Here is an 18,229-nt window from a genome sequence, read left to right on the forward strand (position 1 = left end):
CATAAATTGACAGATTAGCCAGGGAATCTAGGAGAAATATGTGTAAAGTTCTTGTAAAAGTCTATAGGTATTGTCTGGATTTTTGAGGTAAAAAGGCGTATAATGAAAGGGATTATAGGAAAGAGAGAGGTCGACTTCTATGTCTAGAACATCATTACAGGAACGTCGGAAACTTGCTAGAAAGGCACGAAACAAGCGCCAATTTATGTTTATCTGTCTTTTGGCTGCGGTCATCCTGTCCATTATTCTCGTGCATGACCATGTTTTGCCCTTGTTTGGTAAGGCGGATAGGACCAGCCAGCAATCATCTGGGATAGGTTCTTGGTTTTCAGGCAAGCAGGATGAGGTGCAGACCGCCCGTATCATGGCTCATGGGGACTTGCTTTACCATGATATCCTCTATTGGAGTGCTCTCCAGGCGGATGGGACCTATGATTTTTCTGAGAATTTTACCTATGTGAAACCCTGGATTGAGCAGGCTGATTTGGCTATTGCGGACTTTGAGGGGACTATTTCTCCTGATTTTCCTTTGGCTGGCTATCCTTTGTTTAATGCGCCGGCCCAGGTGGCAAAGGATATTCGTGATGCAGGCTATGATGTGGTGGATTTGGCCCATAATCATATTCTGGATTCGCAGTTGTCGGGCCTCATTTCCACAGTGGAGACCTTTAAGGATGTCAATGTAGATGCAGTTGGTGTCTATGCGGAGGGCAATCGGGCGACAGCTCCCATTTATATTCGTGATGTCAATGGTATCAAGGTAGCAATTCTTGCCTATGCCTATGGATTCAATGGGATGGAGGCATCATTGACCCAGGAAGAATACAATGCCTATCTGTCGGATTTTGACCGCAAGAAGATGAAGGCTGAGATTGAACTGGCTGAGAAAGAGGCGGACATTACTATCGTCATGCCTCAGACGGGAGTCGAATACCAGCTGGAGCCGACGGAGGAGCAGGTTAGTCTCTATCATGACATGATTAACTGGGGAGCAGACCTGGTGTTTGGCGGGCATCCCCATGTAGCGGAGCCTTCTGAGACGGTTGAAAAAGACGGTGAGAAGAAGTTAATCATCTACTCTATGGGGAATTTTATTTCTAACCAGCGGATTGAGACCATGGCGGGTGTTGCCAATGCCCAGTGGACCGAGCGTGGGGTGCTGATGGACGTGACGATAGAGAAGAAGGACGGCGTGACCCGCATCAAAACAGCCCAGGCCCATCCGACCTGGGTCAGCAAGGAACCTAAGGGACGTTTTTCACCGGAAGGCTACGAGCTCTATACCTATCAAACCCTGATTTTGGAAGATTTTGTCCAAGGTGGCAAGCATTATGGTCAATTGGATGCAGTAACCCAGGAGCGGGTAGATACAGCCTATGCTGAGATGAATGAATTTATGGCTTTGGATTGGGTAACTGAGGAGAAGGAATAGTAGAGTCTATCTAAATTCTGAATGAAGAACATCTGCAGTTGACCAAGTAAGGTTCAGCAAAACGATGCCAGACAGTTATAAGATAAATAGATATAGTCTAAAATTCCTGTAGATAAGAAGGAGTTAGACATGAGTAGGGACTATCATGATATACAAAGTATGAGGGTTTGGATTGGAGGATATTTCGGACCGACTAATTCTGTTGATATGGATTTTGAAGATGAAGAAGTTATTTATACTCATATATCAGTTTAGATATGATTTAGAAAATTGTAAACTGCTTGAGTGGGATGAAGAATACGTAAATCCATACGTTCTAGATGGCACTCAATGGTATGTAGATATTCTATTTAAAAGAAATGCGCCGTTGAGAATTGAAGGTTCGAATGTTTATCCAAAAACATTTGACCAGCTTTGCAGTGCTATTTCAGAAATTATACAGGCTGATTTTATCTAGTCGACTAGTTGGAATGAGTTATAAAATAAAAACAGCCACTCTAGTGAGTGACTAAAATAAATCTGAGTGCGTGCCAGTATCAATCAAGGTCAAGGTTAGAATATCATTCTCTATTAAATAGATTAGGAGCCAATCTGGTATAATATGGCACTCATAATATCCGGAAAAATTTCCTGTCAGCATATGATTTTGATGTTTGTCTTCAAGTGGGATACCTTGGCTTAGTTTCGTAATAATTTCTTCCAACAAACCCAGATCGTATCCACGTTTCTTCATTAACTTGTAGCTTTTTTGAATTTGTTCGTGAACTTTATTTGATATATTATTCTTCATCCAATGCCTTAAATAAATCTTGGACAGTTGCATAACTTGGTACAGTTGGATCACGTGAAATCTTTCGTGCTTCTTCCATTGCCTCCCAGGTTTCTTGATTGTATTTTGGTAGCTCTACGGAAAATGGTAAACCGCCACGCAATACACATTGGCGTAAGAAGATATTCACTGCACTGGACATATCTAAGCCCAGTCTTGCAAACAAGGCATTAGCGTCTTCTTTAACGATTGTTTCAATTCTGATTTGAGTTGGACTTGTGGCCATTTGATACACCTCTTTCTTATCATGTCTTACTACAAATGCATTACTTTGTAAACTTATTAAGCAACCCAAGAGAGTTTTCTGTATTATAATTGTATAGCGCAGATTAAGAACTGATATAATGAGGTAAGAATTGTGGGCCTTTGATTTGAAATTCCATTGAAAGTGAAAGGATTGATGTATGATAAAACTAATAGCAACAGATATGGATGGAACCTTCTTAGATGGGAATGGTCAGATTGACCGAGCGCGCTTTTCAGCAATCTTGGACCAGCTAGATGCGCGTGACATCCCCTTTGTCATCGCTAGCGGCAATGGTATGGACCGGCTCTTGAAATTGTGTCAGGGCTTTGAGGACCGCTTGATTTTTGTATCGGACAACGGGGCCCGTGTGGTTGAAAAAGGGGAAACCAGGGTGCGGCATATGTTGGACCGGGACCTGGTGGCAGCTATTCTGGACTACTTTAGAGGTAGTTGGGGAGAGGTGTGCTTGATGCTGGCCAATGATCAGACCATTTTTATGCAGGAGGGGGCCAATCAGCCCTTCGCAGGTTCTGATTTGCCGATTGCTCCAGAGCAAATGCAGGCTTTCTTGGATAAGGTGACCTTCCTAGCGGATTTGAGCCAGTTGCCAGCTGAACAGCCTATCTACAAGGCTGGCATTTGGGTGGAGGAAGGTAAGGTCGAGGTTCTGACCTCAGCCTTTAATCGGGCATTTGAGGGTAGGTTGACGGCTGTGACCAGCGGTTATGGCTCTATTGACATCCTGCCAGTTGGTATTCACAAGGCTTGGGGCATCGAGCAGGTCATCCAACCGTTGGGCATTACAATGGCTCAGGTTATGGCTTTCGGCGATTCTGACAATGACCTTGAAATGCTGGCGCAGGCAGGTTATTCCTACGCTATGGAAAATGCGACGGATAGGGTCAAGGCCGTTGCCAAATACCGCGCTCCCAGCCATTTGGACAGTGGCGTCTTGCAGGTTATCGAAGAATTTTTACAAACACACTAAAAAGCCAGTCAAATGAGTGGCTTTTCTTCATTCTCGCGGTAGCATTTTCAAGAAAAAATCGGTCATATATTGAGGAGATTCTTGCTTTCCATTTTTTATCCAAACCTGCATGATACCGAAGAAGGCATGCGAAAAATAGATGCTGCTGTATTCTTTTTCAAGTGGTGATAAATCTTCTTTTCCCAAACGCTCGGACAAATCATTTGCGATAAGTAATCGGACTTTATTTATTAGAAAACTCTGTATTTCTTGAGTACCATTATGGGTCAATAAGGATGAGAGTAATATTTCTCGGTAGAGCAGTTCAAAAATTTCTAAGAAAGAGGACTGTCGATTTCCATCATAGCGATCAAATATGGCCTCTAATTTGTGAAAAAGTCCCTGTTGATAGGAGTCAATCAATTCATATTTATCCTTATAATGGGTATAAAAACTAGAGCGACTAATTCCTGCTGTTTGAGCGAGGTGGGTGGTTGTAATTTCGTTAAACCCTTGAGTTTCTAGGCAAGTCACCATTGCTTCTAAAATGGCTTGACGTGTCCGTTCTTTCCGATTATCTGTTCCCATTTTGCTCCTTTTGAACATTTTTAGACACATTGTCTAAAAACGATTCTTTCTACTTGATTTTGAAAATGATACTTGTATAATGTATTTTATCAGTTTTTGGACAGGATGTCTAAAGGAGTTGCTTATGTCAGAAAAAGTAAAGAATTTTTTCACTCGACCAATGACCTTGATTACCATTATTGGTATAGCTTGTGTCCCGGCCTTATACAATATTAGTTTCCTAACCTCTATGTGGGATCCTTATGGACGATTGGATCAGCTACCTGTAGCAGTTGTAAACCAAGATCAGTCTGCAACCTTTCAAGATAAAACTTTAACCATTGGTGATGATATGGTGGATAATATGAAAGAAAGCAAGAGTCTGGATTTCCACTTTGTATCAGAAAAAGATGCAGAAAAAGGTTTGGAAGAAGGGGACTATTATATGGTCATTACTCTACCAGAAGATTTGTCAGAAAAAGCTTCTAGTCTCTTAACGGATCAGCCTGAACCACTAACAATTTCTTACCAAACCTCTAAAGGTCACAGCTTTGTCGCTTCTAAGATGGGCGAATCAGCCATGGAAAAATTGAAAGCGTCTGTTTCAGAGACGATTACTGAAACATACACCTCGGCTGTTTTTGACAGCATGGGAGAGATTCAAAACGGCATGGTTGAGGCAGCAGATGGAAGCCAACAATTGACAGATGGAGCTAGTCAATTAGAAACCGGAAGTCAGACTCTATCATCAGGCTTATCTACCTTATCTTCATCAGGTCAATCACTGGTGACAGGAGCAAACCAATTGGCTACTGGGGTTGTGTCTTATACAGATGGAGTCAATCAGGCTGCTTCAGGAAGTCAAACACTTTCCAGTGGCTTAACCACCTATACAAATGGGGTAGCTAGTCTTGCTTCAGGTGCGGAGCAATTAAATGCCAATTCCTCTCAGCTCATCGCTGGGGTGGGACAATTGCAATCAGGAGCCAGTCAGGTTGAACAACTGGTAACAGGGGCCAATCAATTGCAGACAGGCTTGGAGCAACTCGCTAGTTCAACTAGTTTGTCTGCTGAACAGTCTAGTCAGATACAAGCACTCTTGACAGGGCTTCCACAGTTGCAGGCGGCCATCAATCAATTAAATGATAGCCTATCAAGTATCGGAGGACTTACAGTAGATACAAGCAGTTTATCCAATCTCTTGACAGAGATGGGGAGCCAAACTCAAGGATTGTTGACAGCAGCGCAAGCGGATAAAACAGCCAGCATTGAAGCCTTGCAAGCAACGGCTACCTATCAAAACTTGACAGCTGATCAGCAAGCTGAATTGGTTGGTGCCCTTCAAAATTCACCTTCGACAACAGTGACATTAGCCCAAACGATTCTGGGTCAATTGTCGCAACTCAGTCAAGCCCTATCAAGCTTGCAAAGTCTTTCTGGCATGGCAACACAAATGAGCCAGCTTCAATCAGCTGTCGGTCAGATCAACACGGCTGCCAATCAAGCATTGCCAGGGGCTACAACAGCCATTGAAAACCTATCAAGTGGCTTGAGTCAGGTCAACACCGCCTTGAACCAACAAGTTCTACCAGGAACTCAGGCGCTAACAGGTGGAGTAAGTCAACTTCAAACGCAACTGTCAAGTGGAGCTAGTCAGCTTATGTCAGGGGTGACAGCCTATACCGCAGGTGTTGCCCAATTAGCAGAGGGCGGAGCTCAGTTGGTTGCGAATAATAGTAGCATCCAATCAGGAGGTAGCCAGTTAACATCAGGATTGGCAACCTTGGCATCCAACTCCAGTCAACTTGTCAGCGGTTCAGGACAACTGGCTTCTGGTAGTCAGCAATTGATTGCTGGTGCAGATCAATTAGCTAGTGGCGGTCAAACCTTGACAAGCGGTATTTCCAGTCTTCGTACAGGTAGTGAAACCCTAACGAATTCACTCAGCTCAGCCAGTCAACAACTATCAGTCGTCTCTGTAGAAGACAAAAATGCACAAGCAGTTTCTCAACCAGTCACCTTGGAACACAGTGACCAAGATGATGTGAAGACCAACGGAGTCGGCATGGCTCCTTACATGGTGTCTGTTGCCCTAATGGTTGCAGCCTTATCAGCGAATGTAATTTTTGTCAAACACATTGATAATCGTTCCTACAAAAATCGTTGGGATTGGGCTAAAGGGAAACTCTTATTGAATGGTGCAATTGCCAGCCTAGCGGCACTGATTTTATATGGAGTTCTTCTGTTAATTGGGATTGATCCGGCTCATCCAATGGCAACCTTGGGATTAATCCTTTTGACCTCATGGACCTTTATGGCACTCGTTACAGCCTTGGTGGGCTGGAATAACCGGTTCGGTTCCTTTGCAAGTTTAATTATCTTGTTATTGCAACTGGGTTCAAGCGCCGGTACCTATCCAATCGAACTTAGCCCACGCTTCTTCCAAGTCATTCAGCCTTATCTTCCAATGACCTATTCTGTTTCAGGTCTTCGTCAAACCATTTCTATGGTTGGAAATAGTAGTCATCAAGTTTGGATGCTGAGCCTCTTCTTAATAGGCTTCATGGGATTCGGTCTCTTGATTTATAATCAAAAAAATGAATAATAATAAAACCAACTGCTCTATGTGAACAGTTGGTTTTTCAGTTAATTTTGGTTGGTAATTGCACTTTTATCGGGGTCGTTATGTGCGATTCGACTAGCAGCAGCGGCTGCAATTGCACAAACGATATCATCAAGAAATGTATGACAATGCTGGCCGTCTTTGCTATTGAGCTCAGAGATGATGCCGGGCTTGGACTTGTCCAGAAAGCCATAGTTGGTAAAACCGATAGTCCCGTAGAGATTGACGATGGAGAGACCGAGGATTTCATCAATTCCGTAGAGTCCTTCGTCATTCATGAGGACGGATTGAAGGGGTTGGGATACCAAGCCCTGTTCAGCCAATTTGTCTATTTCAATCCCCGTCACGATAGCATTTTGTACCTCGCGTTTTTCTAGGACGGCCTGAACATTTTCTAAACACTCCGCAAATTCCAGGTCAGGAATGTATTTGTTTTGCAGGTGCATGACCAATTCGGCAATGCGCTCGAGTGGTACGCCACGTTCGTCTAGTAGGGTTAGTGCTTGTGTTTTCATCTTATTAACGTCATTTAGTTTTTCTTTTATTACTTCGTTAGCTCGGTTTGCCTAACCCCAGTTATGCATACACCTCGCTGCCTAGTACTAAAAGTAAACTAAAAGACTTTACCTCCTTTATTCATTAGGGAATTATTTTCCTTCCAAGATTGATTGTACCGTTTGTGGCGGTGATGGTCAATTTATTTTTGCTGTCTTTATTGCCAACGGTAAGACTCTGCTTGTCGTCAGTCACCGTCACCTTTTGGTCTTTGTAAACATCCTCTGGGAAAATGCCGAATTCTTTGACGGTGCCTTCAACATGTCTTATCCAGACGTCGTGACCAACGTTCAGTACAATCTGCCTGTCATCAATATTGTCTTTGCTAATACAGAGTACGGATATATTAAGAATAAATACGAGGACACCAACAAACACCTCTTCGGTACAGACTTTATTGATGTTGATTATGCCAAAATTGGTGAAGCCCAAGGTGCCGTTGGTTACACTGTTCGTCGGATTGAAGAAATGGACGAAGTCATGCGCAAGGCGGTTGAGGACAATAAAAACGGTAAAACGGTCGTCATTGATGCCAAAATTACCAAAGAACGTCCAATACCTGTAGAGTCCATGAAGTTGGACCCAGCTCTCGCTTCTGAAGAAGAAATCGCAGCCTTCAAAGAACGCTACGAAGCAGAAGAATTGGTGCCATTCCGCATCTTCTTGGAAGAAGAAGGCTTGGAAAGTCACACTGTTAAAAAATAAAGAAGAACAAGACGGCTTTTAGCACGATTAAGAAAGATTTTAGATGAAGAGCTTGGCTTAGTTGCCTGGCTCTTTTTGTTGCTCAATTAAATGTCCAGCCAGAAATAATTTGTCCTTCTTTACTATTTCAAAAATTTTTTAAAAAACTTGTGAAAAATTTAACAAAAAGACTTTACAAAACAAAAAACTTAGTGTACAATAACATTGTGAAAAAGTTAACAAAATGATTAACGGAATTTTTGGAGGAATATCATGGCTGATAAAAAAGTAGTATCACCAGAAGAAAAATTGGCAGAAGCTCGTGCACACGTTGATGAGCTTGTACAAAAAGGGCTTGTGGCTCTGGAAGAATTTCGTCTTCTCAATCAAGAGCAGGTTGACTACATCGTTGCGAAAGCGTCAGTAGCTGCCTTGGATCAACACGGCGTCTTGGCTATGCATGCCCATGAAGAAACTGGTCGCGGTGTCTTTGAAGACAAGGCGACTAAAAACCTCTTCGCCTGCGAACACGTTGTGAACAACATGCGTGGTGTCAAAACTGTTGGCGTGATTGAAGACGACGAAGTAACTGGTTTGACCTTGATTGCTGAGCCAGTGGGGGTTATCTGTGGGGTTACTCCAACAACCAACCCAACTTCAACAGCCATCTTCAAATCATTGATTGCTCTTAAAACACGTAACCCAATCGTCTTTGCCTTCCACCCATCTGCACAAGAATCATCAGCACACGCGGCCCGTGTTGTCTATGAAGCAGCTGTAGCAGCAGGTGCACCTGAAAACTGTATCCAATGGATTACAAAACCATCGATGGAAGCAACTTCAGAGTTGATGAAGCACGACGGTATCGCAACAATTCTTGCGACAGGTGGTAACGCAATGGTGCGTGCAGCTTACTCTTGCGGCAAACCAGCACTTGGAGTAGGTGCGGGTAACGTTCCTGCCTATGTTGAAAAATCAGCAAACATCCGTCAAGCTGCTCATGATATCGTCATGTCTAAGTCATTTGACAACGGTATGGTGTGTGCTTCTGAACAAGCGGTTATCGTGGATAAAGACATCTATGATGAATTCGTGGCAGAATTCAAATCATACCACACTTACTTTGTCAATAAAAAAGAAAAAGCCCTTCTGGAAGAATTCTGCTTTGGCGTGAAGGCTAACAGCAAAAACTGTGCAGAAGGAAAATTGAATGCGGACATCGTAGGTCGTCCAGCTGCATGGATTGCAGAGCAAGCTGGCTTCAAAGTACCAGAAGGGACCAACATCTTGGCGGCTGAAGTGGCTGAAATCGGTGAAAAAGAGCCATTGACACGTGAAAAATTGTCACCAGTTATCGCTGTCTTGAAAGTAGAAGGTCGTGAAGAAGGTCTGGAAGCAGCACGTCAAATGGTTGAATTCCATGGTCTTGGACACTCAGCAGCTATCCACACAGCGGATGCAGATTTGGCAAAAGAGTTCGGTACGCGTGTAAAAGCTATCCGTGTTATCTGGAACTCTCCATCAACCTTCGGTGGTATTGGTGATGTTTACAATTCCTTCCTTCCATCTCTTACCTTGGGATGTGGTTCTTATGGACGCAACTCTGTGAGTGACAACGTAAGTGCCCTTAACTTGCTCAACATCAAGAAAGTAGGAAGACGGAGAAATAACATGCAGTGGTTTAAAGTTCCATCAAAAATTTACTTTGAACGTGATTCTATTCAATACTTGCAAGTAATGGCAAATGTTGAGAAAGTCATGATTGTAGCCGATGAAGTCGTTGTGAAACTTGGATTTGTTCAACGTGTGATTGAGCAGTTGCAACTTCGCTCAAACAAAGTCATGTACACCGTCTTCTCAGATATTGAACCAGATCCAGATATCACAACAGTTGAACGCGGTGCAGAAGCAATGAAAGCCTTCAAACCAGATACAATCATCGCAATCGGTGGTGGTTCTGTAATGGATGCTGCGAAAATCATGTGGCTCTTCTACGAGCAACCACAAGTGGACTTCCGTGACCTTGTTCAAAAATTCATGGACATCCGCAAACGTGCATTCAAATTCCCAGAATTGGGTGAAAAAGCTAAGTACGTAGGTATCCCAACTACATCTGGTACCGGTTCAGAAGTTACGCCATTTGCCGTTATTTCTGATAAGAAAAACAACCGTAAATACCCACTTGCTGACTACTCATTGACACCAACCATTGCCATTGTTGACCCAGCATTTGTTATGAGTGTGCCTGACTTTGTAGCAGCAGATACAGGTATGGACGTTTTGACCCACGCAACAGAAGCATACGTGTCAACCGTTGCCAATGATTACACAGACGGTTTGGCTCTTCAAGCTATCAAGTTGGTCTTTGAAAACCTTGAAAAATCTGTAAAAGAAGCAGATTGGGAATCTCGTGAGAAAATGCATAACGCATCAACAATGGCAGGTATGGCCTTCGCCAACGCCTTCCTAGGTATTTCTCACTCAATGGCCCACAAACTTGGTGGACGCTTCCACACTGTTCACGGTCGTACCAACGCTATCTTGCTTCCATACGTTATCCGTTACAACGGTACTCGTCCAGCTAAGACCGCTACATGGCCTAAGTACAACTACTACCGTGCAGATGAGAAGTACCAAGACATCGCGAAAATGCTCGGACTTCCAGCTTCAACACCAGAAGAAGGTGTAGCATCTTACGCGAAAGCAGTCTATGAACTCGGCGAACGCTTGGGTATCAAGATGAACTTGAAAGACCAAGGTGTTGACGAGAAAGAACTCAAAGAATACTCTCGTGAATTGGCCCTTCTTGCTTATGAAGACCAATGTACACCTGCCAACCCACGTCTGGCGATGGTTGACCATATGCAGGAAATCATTGAAGATGCTTACTATGGTTACAAAGAACGTCCAGGACGTCTCAAGTAATGATTTTCGTCACGATTCGTCGTTAAAGCTCCCTGCTTAACTTCAGTTATGCCTGCGTCGCTTTGCCTAGACTCGTTTAGAAAATCATGACTTGATGATTTGGGATATCTTCGTTGTTGACTAGGTGAACTTGAATTCAACCGTCACCTTCGCCGCCTAGATTCTCTTAGGAAAAACTGATTTCAAAACTGAATAGGCTTAGTCTTCGTCTATCTGCCTAGAAAGACTTAGGGCTAGAACGGTTTCGGTAATCTATCTAGGTTCGTTTAGAAAATCGTTCCTCAACAACCGTTGTATAAACAAATGGACCAGCCTCCAAAACTTTCTCAAACACCAGTTTACACAAGGTAGGCTGGTGTTTTTGGTTATTGAGGAAATATTTATATTATGATATACTAAAATAAAAACAAGGAGGCCTCCTATGGCAGAATTAACCCCTTTAGCCTGGACTTTTGTCCGTGAATGTCCAGTGCCAGCTGATGTTTTTGAGATTTTATTGCCGGGTGAGGAGCCCAAGGCTGCCTATGCAACCATACGAGACAGTGCTATTTTTACCAATCGTCGCTTGATTGTCCGTGATGCACAGGGGCTAACGGGTAAAAAAGTAGAGATGTACTCGCTCCCTTACAGTTCTATCAATATGTGGTCAACGGAAAATGCAGGAAAATTCCTAGATTTCAATGCGGAAGTTGAACTCTGGACTAGGGCAGGTCATATCAAGATAAATCTGAAAAAAGGAATTGATATCAGACGCTTTGACCGCTTGATTGCGGAAGCCATTTTATAAGGCAGGATAGGAGGGGGAAGGATATGAAGAAGCAACTTGGTTTTATTTTAATTGCCGTAGCTTGTCTTGGGGCACTTTATCTTTTATTTGCTGGGGACTGGCTGCTGGCTGTTAAAGATGGTATCGATTTTGACACGCTCAGCAGCCTTCGACTTTTGAGAGGGCTAGCCTATCTGTCCCTCCTCAACTGGTCTTTCTTCGGAGGCTTGGCCTTGTTGAAGGACAAATAAAGCCTGAAAACCGAACCGCTGTTCGGTTTTTTCTCAAATCTTTCCAATTTTCTGTCAATTTATGGTAGAATAGGGGAAATAGATTTTTAGAGGATATTCGCCCATGACTTTAGTTTACCAATCCACCCGAGATGCTAACAACCGTGTTTCTGCCAGCCAGGCTATCTTGCAGGGCTTGGCGACAGACGGTGGTCTCTTTACACCGCTTTCTGCACCAGCAGTTGACTTGAATTTTGACCAGCTCAAGGACGCTTCCTACCAAGAAGTGGCGAAGCTGATTTTGTCTGCCTTCCTAGATGATTTCACGGCAGATGAGCTGGATTACTGTATCACCAATGCCTACGACAGCAAGTTTGATACGCCAGATATTGCCCCAGTGGTAAAACTAAAGGGCCAATACAACCTGGAGCTCTTCCGTGGTTCGACCATTGCCTTTAAGGATATGGCTCTGTCTATCCTGCCTTATCTGATGACGACAGCCGCCAAAAAGCATGGTCTGGAAAATGAAATTGTCATCCTGACCGCGACTTCTGGCGATACTGGGAAGGCGGCCATGGCAGGTTTTGCGGATGTGCCTGGCACCCGTATCGTGGTCTTTTATCCACGTGACGGTGTTTCCAAGGTGCAAGAACTACAGATGACGACCCAGACTGGTGATAATACTCATGTTGTAGCTATTGACGGTAATTTTGATGATGCCCAAACAGCGGTCAAATACATGTTCAACGATGTGGATTTGCGTGAAAAATTGACCGCTAAGAAACTACAATTTTCATCAGCCAACTCTATGAACATCGGCCGTCTGGTGCCTCAGATTGTCTACTATGTCTACGCCTACGCTCAGCTGGTCAAGACTGGCGAGATTACGGCTGGCGACAAGGTCAACTTTACTGTACCGACTGGTAACTTCGGAAACATCCTGGCTGCCTACTATGCCCAGCAAATTGGCCTTCCGATTAATAAACTGATTTGTGCATCCAACGACAACAATGTCCTGACCGATTTCTTCACGACCGGCGTTTACGACAAGAAACGCACCTTCCGCGTGACGACTAGCCCGTCCATGGACATCCTGGTATCGTCTAACTTGGAGCGCCTGATTTTCCATCTCTTTGGAAATGATGCAGCAAAAACAGCTGAACTTATGGATCGTTTGGCGACAGATGGCCAGTATGACATCCAAGGGGCTGACGCGTCTATCCTATCTCTCTTTGATGCCGCCTTTGCGACGGAAGAGGAAACAGCGACGGAAATCAAGCGTGTTTATGAAGAGTCAGACTATATCGAGGACCCACACACGGCTGTTGCCTCCGCTGTCTATAAGAAGTATGTGGAGAAAACAGGCGACCAGACACCGACAGTTATCGCCTCTACAGCTAGTCCTTACAAGTTCCCAGTTGTGGCAGTCCAGTCTGTGACAGGGGAAACAGGTCTATCAGACTTTGAGGCGCTGGCTAAACTCCATGAAATTTCAGGTGTAGCCCTGCCACCAGCTGTGGATGGTTTGGAAACGGCACCTGTCCGCCACAATACCGTCGTTGCGGCAGCGGATATGCAGGTCGAAGTCGAGCGTTATTTGGGAGTATAATTGGAATATTCAAGGAGTGGGCAAAAGCCTAGACTCGCTTTTTATAGTTCATGTCAACATCTCAGCGCAGTGGTTGATTGGCTTTCACAGTTTGGGGAACTGTGAAAGGTTGGAAATAAGGATTGCGTAGCAAACCTCATTTCGTTCGCGTTTTACGCTCCGAATCAGACCTAATGAATGATGCGAACTTTGTTCGCTCTATTTTCAATCTCCAAAGGTTCCCCAAACCGTTGGAGCTGTGCGGGGGTGGGCAGACGAACTCTTCTTAGCTTTGTCGAGTTCTTGCCCACTCCCTTTTTCTATGTCTTATGAAAAAAATTTATAAAGAAATAATCTCTATTGCCCTACCTGCCATGGGAGAAAATGTCCTGCAGATGCTGATGGGAATGGTAGATTCCTACCTGGTGGCAGGTCTGGGGATGGTTGCCCTGTCAGGTGTTTCCGTCGCCAACAATATTCTGGCTATTTACCAGGCCCTTTTCATCGCCCTGGCTGCTGCTATTTCTGCACGTCTGGCCCAATCCAGCAACCAAGGTGAGCAAGTGGTCGGAACCAGGATGACGGAAAGTCTCAAATTGACCCTACTTGTCAGCGGTATTTTGGGTTTAGTCGCTATTTTGGCAGGCCCTAGCTTGCTGGCTCTATTGGGAGTAGAGGCAGCGGTCGTAGAAACGGGCGGTCTCTATTTGATCCTAGTCGGCGGTGCTGTCGTTTTTCTAGGTCTTATGACCAGCCTCAGCGCCATTCTCAGGTCTCTTGGTAGGCCTGCCCTCCCCATGTATGTCAGCCTCTTGAGCAATCTCCTCAACATCCTGCTCTCCGCTTTCGCCGTTTTTGTGCTCCATGCTGGCGTGGCTGGAATTGCTGTCGGAACAGTTCTATCTCGTCTCATAGGTTGCCTGCTCCTTTGGTCGCAGTTGCCAGTTCCCCTGGCAGAATGGACCTGGTCCATGGATAAGGATTTGGTCAGACTTGCCCTACCCGCTGCTGGAGAAAGGCTGATGATGCGGGCGGGGGATGTCGTGGTGGTCAGCCTTATTGTCAGTCTGGGGACGGCTGTTCTAGCGGGAAATGCTATCGGGGAAACCCTGACCCAGTTTAACTACATACCAGCCATGGGACTGGCGACGGCCCTGGTCATCTTGACGGCTAGATACCGTAAGGATAAGACACAGGTTGCTCAATTGTTGCAAGCAGGTTTGTTCTTGTCCGTCGGCTGTATGGTTTTGGTTGCTGGATTAGCCTATTTATTTGGCCCGCAGCTTACTAGACTCTATACCGAAGACATTCTAGTGGCGGAAGCCAGTCAGACTGTCTTGTTTTATTCCCTGCTCGGTGTGCCGGTTACGGCGGCTACTCTGATTCTGACGGCTCTTTGGCAGGGTTTGGGCAATGCCAAGCTCCCATTTTTCGCCACTAGTCTGGGCATGTGGCTGGTGCGGATACTTGGCGCCCTAATCTTGGTCAAGGTTTTCAAGCTAGGATTAGATGCCATTTGGATTGCGACTATCCTGGACAATGCCTTTCGGGCTGGATTATTGTATATTTGTTATAAAAAATGGCTTTAGCTTTCTTTAAGCTTGAAGGGGTATACTATAGTCAAGCTAGAAATAGCGAAATTTTTTTCATATAATCTCCTGGAAACAGTCGGCGGTGGTCGGCTGTTTTCCTGTTGTGTTCAAGAATAAATAAATTGCTCAGCGAATTAGGAATAAAATCTAAGTAAATACGACATTGTATGGAAGGATATGATGTTTCCTTAATAACAGTAAACAATGCTAAGGTCGCTTTGAGGAGCAAGTAGCGAGTGTTAAATAAAATAAAAACCAGCGTCTTAGGCGCTGGCTAGAGAGTTATTATTCAATAGTAAATGGAACGATAGCAGGTTTGGCAGTGAAGCTGAGTGACGGAACGACTTCTAGTTCATATTCCCCCTCTTCGGTAATCGCGAATGCCTGTGAGGCACCTTCAAATGTTCGACCAGCAGAAATAGTGTCAAGTGTTGTTGCAACTGGATAAGATTCCATCTTTTTACCGTTTACATAGAGGGAAATTTCACTACCAATTACATAGTCTTTATCAGAAAGATTTTCTACGTTATATGAGACTACAATAACTTTCAGAGGATCTACTTCTGCAAATTCATTCCGCTCATCTGTATATGAAACTCCCGTAATGGTAATGTTCGCTTCGCCATCGAATGCTAAGGTATCACCGATTTTAAAGTTTGTTTGTTCAGTACTAGATGAACTAGTTTCAGTCACTTCAGGGGCACTAGATGTCTTTGTTGCTTCATTACTGGAACATGCTGTGAGTAAAAGTCCGGTTAAGGCAACTGCGCTTAATAATGTGATGGTTCTTTTCATAAGGAACTCCTAATTTTTATATTTTCTATATTATAGCATATTGTGGATATAAACACAATATTAAAATGTGGGCATTAAACATATAATTGTAACAGAAAGGAGATGGTTACGATTATCAGTTTTGCACCATTGTGGGCCACTATGCGTGAAAAAGATATCTCTCAATACCGTCTCCTAAAGGAAGGTATTGATAATAAAACATTAGATGGTCTTAAGAAAAATAAAAATATTACATTATTAACGTTAGAAAAATTATGTAGGATTCTAGAGTGTACTCCGAATGATATTGTTGAATTTATAGAAGATTAAGGGTGTACAATCTGTATATGTTACAATTTCTAGACTGATGTCTTTATTGAAAAAATAATTTATCTATATAATCTCCTAGAAAACAGTCGGCGATGGTCGGCTGTTTTCACATTTTCTATTGATTTAAAAAAGTGGTATAATAGAGCTGATTAACAAGGAGACAGATATGACAGCAGTAGGAGCTTCGGCAGGAAAGATTATTTTAATGGGAGAGCATGCGGTGGTGTACGGTCAGCCGGCCATTGCCATGCCTTTTTCTGCTGTCCAGATTACTGCGACCGTTGCGGCCCAAGGGACTGCTCTATCCGTGACCTGTGATTTTTATCAGGGATTTGTCCACAAGATGCCCAAGATTTGGGAGAGTCTTAAGCACGCCATTCGCTTTTCCCTCTACCGCATCGGAGCACCGACCGACCCGGCCATTCATATCCAGATTAGTTCCACTATACCAGCAGAGCGGGGCATGGGCTCCAGTGCCGCAGTGGCAGTAGCGGTGGCACGCGCCCTCTTTGCCTACTATCAAAAGGAGCTGACCGACAGCGAGCTCTGGGACATCGTCCAGTCCTCGGAAAAGATTGCCCACGGCAACCCCTCAGGCATTGATGCAGCGATGACTAGCGGCAAGTCCCCCATTTATTTCGTCAAAAACCAGCCCATCCAACCTTTGGCCCTCAACCTCCAGGCCTATTTGGTCGTGGCTGACACCGGCGTCACCGGAAATACCCTTGAGGCTATCCTTGATGTTGCGACTCTTTTGGAAAATGAGCCAAAGGCCGTTCAGCTAGTGGAAGAACTAGGTTCTTTAACCCAGGCTGCTCGAGAGGATTTAGCCCATGATCAGGCAGAGCTTCTAGGTCAAAAGATGAGTCGAGCCCATGTCCTCTTACAAAAATTAGGCGTGTCAGACCCCAGCCTAGATAAACTGGTCAGCCTAGCCCAGACCCATGGAGCTCTAGGAGCCAAGCTGACCGGAGGCGGACGTGGTGGCTGTATGATTGCCCTTGTAAAAACAGAACAAAAAGCCCAGGAATTGGCCCGCATCCTCGCCCAAGCAGGCGCCAAGCAAACCTGGATCCAATACTTAGGAGAATAAGATGAGCCAGAAAATCGGCATTGCCCGTGCCCATACCAATATCGCCCTGATCAAATACTGGGGTAAGCGAGACAAGCAACTCTTCTTGCCCATGAACTCCAGCCTGTCACTGACCCTGGATGCCTTTTACACAGATACCAAGGTGATTTTTGACAGCGATTTGACGGCTGATGAGTTTTATTTAAATGGAATCTTGCAAGATTCAAAAGAAATTTTAAAAATTTCGCGATTTTTGGATTTATTTTGCGAATATATAGGTGAGAGGACTTTTGCCCGAGTGGAAAGTCTCAATTTTGTTCCGACTGCTGCAGGATTAGCCAGCTCGGCCTCAGCCTTTGCGGCCCTGACCTTGGCTACCGCGACAGCTCTAGGTCTGAATTTGAGTCGAGAGAAATTGTCAACCCTTGCCCGTCGTGGTTCAGGCTCCAGCACCCGTAGCCTTTTCGGAGGTTTTGTCGAGTGGGATATGGGGACAGGTTCGGCAGATTCTATGGCCCATCCCATCGATGATGCGGACTGGGATATTGGCATGATTGTTCTTGCGGTCAATACAGGTCAGAAAAAGATTGCTAGCCGTGAAGGCATGGACCATACGGTCGCAACGTCCCCCTTTTACCAGGCCTGGGTGAACACCGCCAAGGAAGATTTGCAGGCTATTAAGCAGGCTATTGCGGACCGGGATTTTGAACAGGTCGGTCAGATTACCGAGCATAATGGCATGAAGATGCATGCTACCACCCTGTCTGCCAATCCGCCGTTTACCTATTGGTCGGCAGATAGTTTGCTGGCCCAGGAGGCTGTTCGTCAGGTCCGTGAGGAAAGTGGCCTATCAGCCTACATGACCATGGATGCGGGACCAAATATCAAGGTTCTTTGCAGAGCCAGTCAAATGGCAGAGCTGGTCGATACCTTATCTCGGTACCTCCCCAAAGAAAAAATCATTACCAGCCTACCAGGTCCTGCGGCCTATGTTCTGACAGATGAGGACTGGCAAGGCTCCCAGCAGGCATTTGAAGAGAGGTCTTAG

The 18,229-nt window shown here is 44.7% G+C and carries 17 protein-coding genes and 1 pseudogene; 13 read left to right on the forward strand and 5 right to left on the reverse strand.

The window, feature by feature from the left end:
* Positions 1–205 precede the first annotated feature (205 nt).
* Positions 206–1,432: a CapA family protein gene (locus ACVC7T_RS08590; protein ID WP_161943332.1), complete on the forward strand. Its 1,227-nt coding sequence runs from the start codon at positions 206–208 to the stop codon at positions 1,430–1,432.
* Positions 1,433–1,652: 220 nt separating this feature from the next.
* Complete coding sequence (locus ACVC7T_RS08595; RefSeq protein ID WP_105122125.1) at positions 1,653–1,889, forward strand: hypothetical protein; 237 nt, start codon at positions 1,653–1,655, stop codon at positions 1,887–1,889.
* Between the two features lie 51 nt (positions 1,890–1,940).
* Here ACVC7T_RS08595 and ACVC7T_RS08600 read toward each other — a convergent pair whose 3' ends face one another.
* Both ACVC7T_RS08600 and ACVC7T_RS08605 read right to left on the reverse strand, forming a co-directional pair.
* Positions 1,941–2,222: a type II toxin-antitoxin system YafQ family toxin gene (locus tag ACVC7T_RS08600; protein WP_447262793.1), complete on the reverse strand. Its 282-nt coding sequence runs from the start codon at positions 2,220–2,222 to the stop codon at positions 1,941–1,943.
* Complete coding sequence (locus ACVC7T_RS08605) at positions 2,212–2,487, reverse strand: type II toxin-antitoxin system RelB/DinJ family antitoxin (protein ID WP_447262794.1); 276 nt, start codon at positions 2,485–2,487, stop codon at positions 2,212–2,214. Before ACVC7T_RS08605 ends, ACVC7T_RS08600 begins: the two co-directional genes overlap by 11 nt.
* Before the next feature lie 178 nt (positions 2,488–2,665).
* Between ACVC7T_RS08605 and ACVC7T_RS08610 the strand changes: the two genes are divergently transcribed.
* The gene (locus ACVC7T_RS08610) at positions 2,666–3,496 is read left to right on the forward strand and encodes a Cof-type HAD-IIB family hydrolase (RefSeq protein WP_172010395.1); all 831 of its coding nucleotides are present in this window, start codon (positions 2,666–2,668) and stop codon (positions 3,494–3,496) included.
* Between the two features lie 27 nt (positions 3,497–3,523).
* On the opposite strand, the gene ACVC7T_RS08615 is transcribed toward ACVC7T_RS08610, so the two are convergent.
* Entirely contained in the window at positions 3,524–4,063 is a 540-nt protein-coding gene (locus tag ACVC7T_RS08615; protein ID WP_447262795.1) for a TetR/AcrR family transcriptional regulator, read from the reverse strand.
* Between the two features lie 124 nt (positions 4,064–4,187).
* On the opposite strand from ACVC7T_RS08615, the gene ACVC7T_RS08620 reads away from it, so the two are divergent.
* The gene (locus ACVC7T_RS08620; RefSeq protein ID WP_447262796.1) at positions 4,188–6,647 is read left to right on the forward strand and encodes a YhgE/Pip family protein; all 2,460 of its coding nucleotides are present in this window, start codon (positions 4,188–4,190) and stop codon (positions 6,645–6,647) included.
* 41 nt (positions 6,648–6,688) lie between these two features.
* On the opposite strand, the gene ACVC7T_RS08625 is transcribed toward ACVC7T_RS08620, so the two are convergent.
* Positions 6,689–7,180, reverse strand: a complete 492-nt coding sequence (locus ACVC7T_RS08625) for a phosphatidylglycerophosphatase A family protein (RefSeq protein WP_105110693.1) — start codon at positions 7,178–7,180, stop codon at positions 6,689–6,691.
* Positions 7,181–7,466: 286 nt separating this feature from the next.
* On the opposite strand from ACVC7T_RS08625, the pseudogene ACVC7T_RS08630 reads away from it, so the two are divergent.
* The 6 genes and pseudogenes from ACVC7T_RS08630 to ACVC7T_RS08655 all read left to right on the forward strand — a co-directional run.
* Positions 7,467–7,925, forward strand: a pseudogene (locus tag ACVC7T_RS08630) (thiamine pyrophosphate-dependent enzyme); the annotation flags it as partial.
* Positions 7,926–8,177: 252 nt separating this feature from the next.
* Positions 8,178–10,829: a bifunctional acetaldehyde-CoA/alcohol dehydrogenase gene (gene adhE, locus ACVC7T_RS08635; protein ID WP_105160406.1), complete on the forward strand. Its 2,652-nt coding sequence runs from the start codon at positions 8,178–8,180 to the stop codon at positions 10,827–10,829.
* A gap of 421 nt (positions 10,830–11,250) precedes the next feature.
* The gene (locus tag ACVC7T_RS08640; RefSeq protein ID WP_105122131.1) at positions 11,251–11,616 is read left to right on the forward strand and encodes a PH domain-containing protein; all 366 of its coding nucleotides are present in this window, start codon (positions 11,251–11,253) and stop codon (positions 11,614–11,616) included.
* 23 nt (positions 11,617–11,639) lie between these two features.
* Positions 11,640–11,846, forward strand: a complete 207-nt coding sequence (locus ACVC7T_RS08645) for a hypothetical protein (protein WP_105122132.1) — start codon at positions 11,640–11,642, stop codon at positions 11,844–11,846.
* A gap of 103 nt (positions 11,847–11,949) precedes the next feature.
* The gene (gene thrC, locus ACVC7T_RS08650; protein ID WP_447262797.1) at positions 11,950–13,434 is read left to right on the forward strand and encodes a threonine synthase; all 1,485 of its coding nucleotides are present in this window, start codon (positions 11,950–11,952) and stop codon (positions 13,432–13,434) included.
* Between the two features lie 308 nt (positions 13,435–13,742).
* On the forward strand, positions 13,743–15,002 hold the full coding sequence (locus ACVC7T_RS08655; protein WP_447262798.1) for an MATE family efflux transporter: 1,260 nt from the start codon (positions 13,743–13,745) through the stop codon (positions 15,000–15,002).
* A gap of 288 nt (positions 15,003–15,290) precedes the next feature.
* On the opposite strand, the gene ACVC7T_RS08660 is transcribed toward ACVC7T_RS08655, so the two are convergent.
* Complete coding sequence (locus ACVC7T_RS08660) at positions 15,291–15,800, reverse strand: hypothetical protein (RefSeq protein ID WP_105110368.1); 510 nt, start codon at positions 15,798–15,800, stop codon at positions 15,291–15,293.
* Positions 15,801–15,902: 102 nt separating this feature from the next.
* Between ACVC7T_RS08660 and ACVC7T_RS08665 the strand changes: the two genes are divergently transcribed.
* From ACVC7T_RS08665 to mvaD, 3 genes are all read left to right on the forward strand, one after another.
* On the forward strand, positions 15,903–16,109 hold the full coding sequence (locus tag ACVC7T_RS08665; protein WP_238595438.1) for a helix-turn-helix domain-containing protein: 207 nt from the start codon (positions 15,903–15,905) through the stop codon (positions 16,107–16,109).
* Positions 16,110–16,275: 166 nt separating this feature from the next.
* Positions 16,276–17,202 carry a mevalonate kinase gene (gene mvk / locus ACVC7T_RS08670; protein WP_447262799.1) on the forward strand — a complete coding sequence of 309 codons (927 nt, stop codon included), beginning with the start codon at positions 16,276–16,278 and terminating at the stop codon, positions 17,200–17,202.
* Position 17,203: 1 nt separating this feature from the next.
* Positions 17,204–18,229 (forward strand): diphosphomevalonate decarboxylase, encoded by a 1,026-nt coding sequence (gene mvaD / locus ACVC7T_RS08675; RefSeq protein ID WP_447262800.1) that lies wholly within the window; start codon positions 17,204–17,206, stop codon positions 18,227–18,229.

The sequence above is a fragment of the Streptococcus sp. P25B114 genome (genome assembly GCF_053010325.1).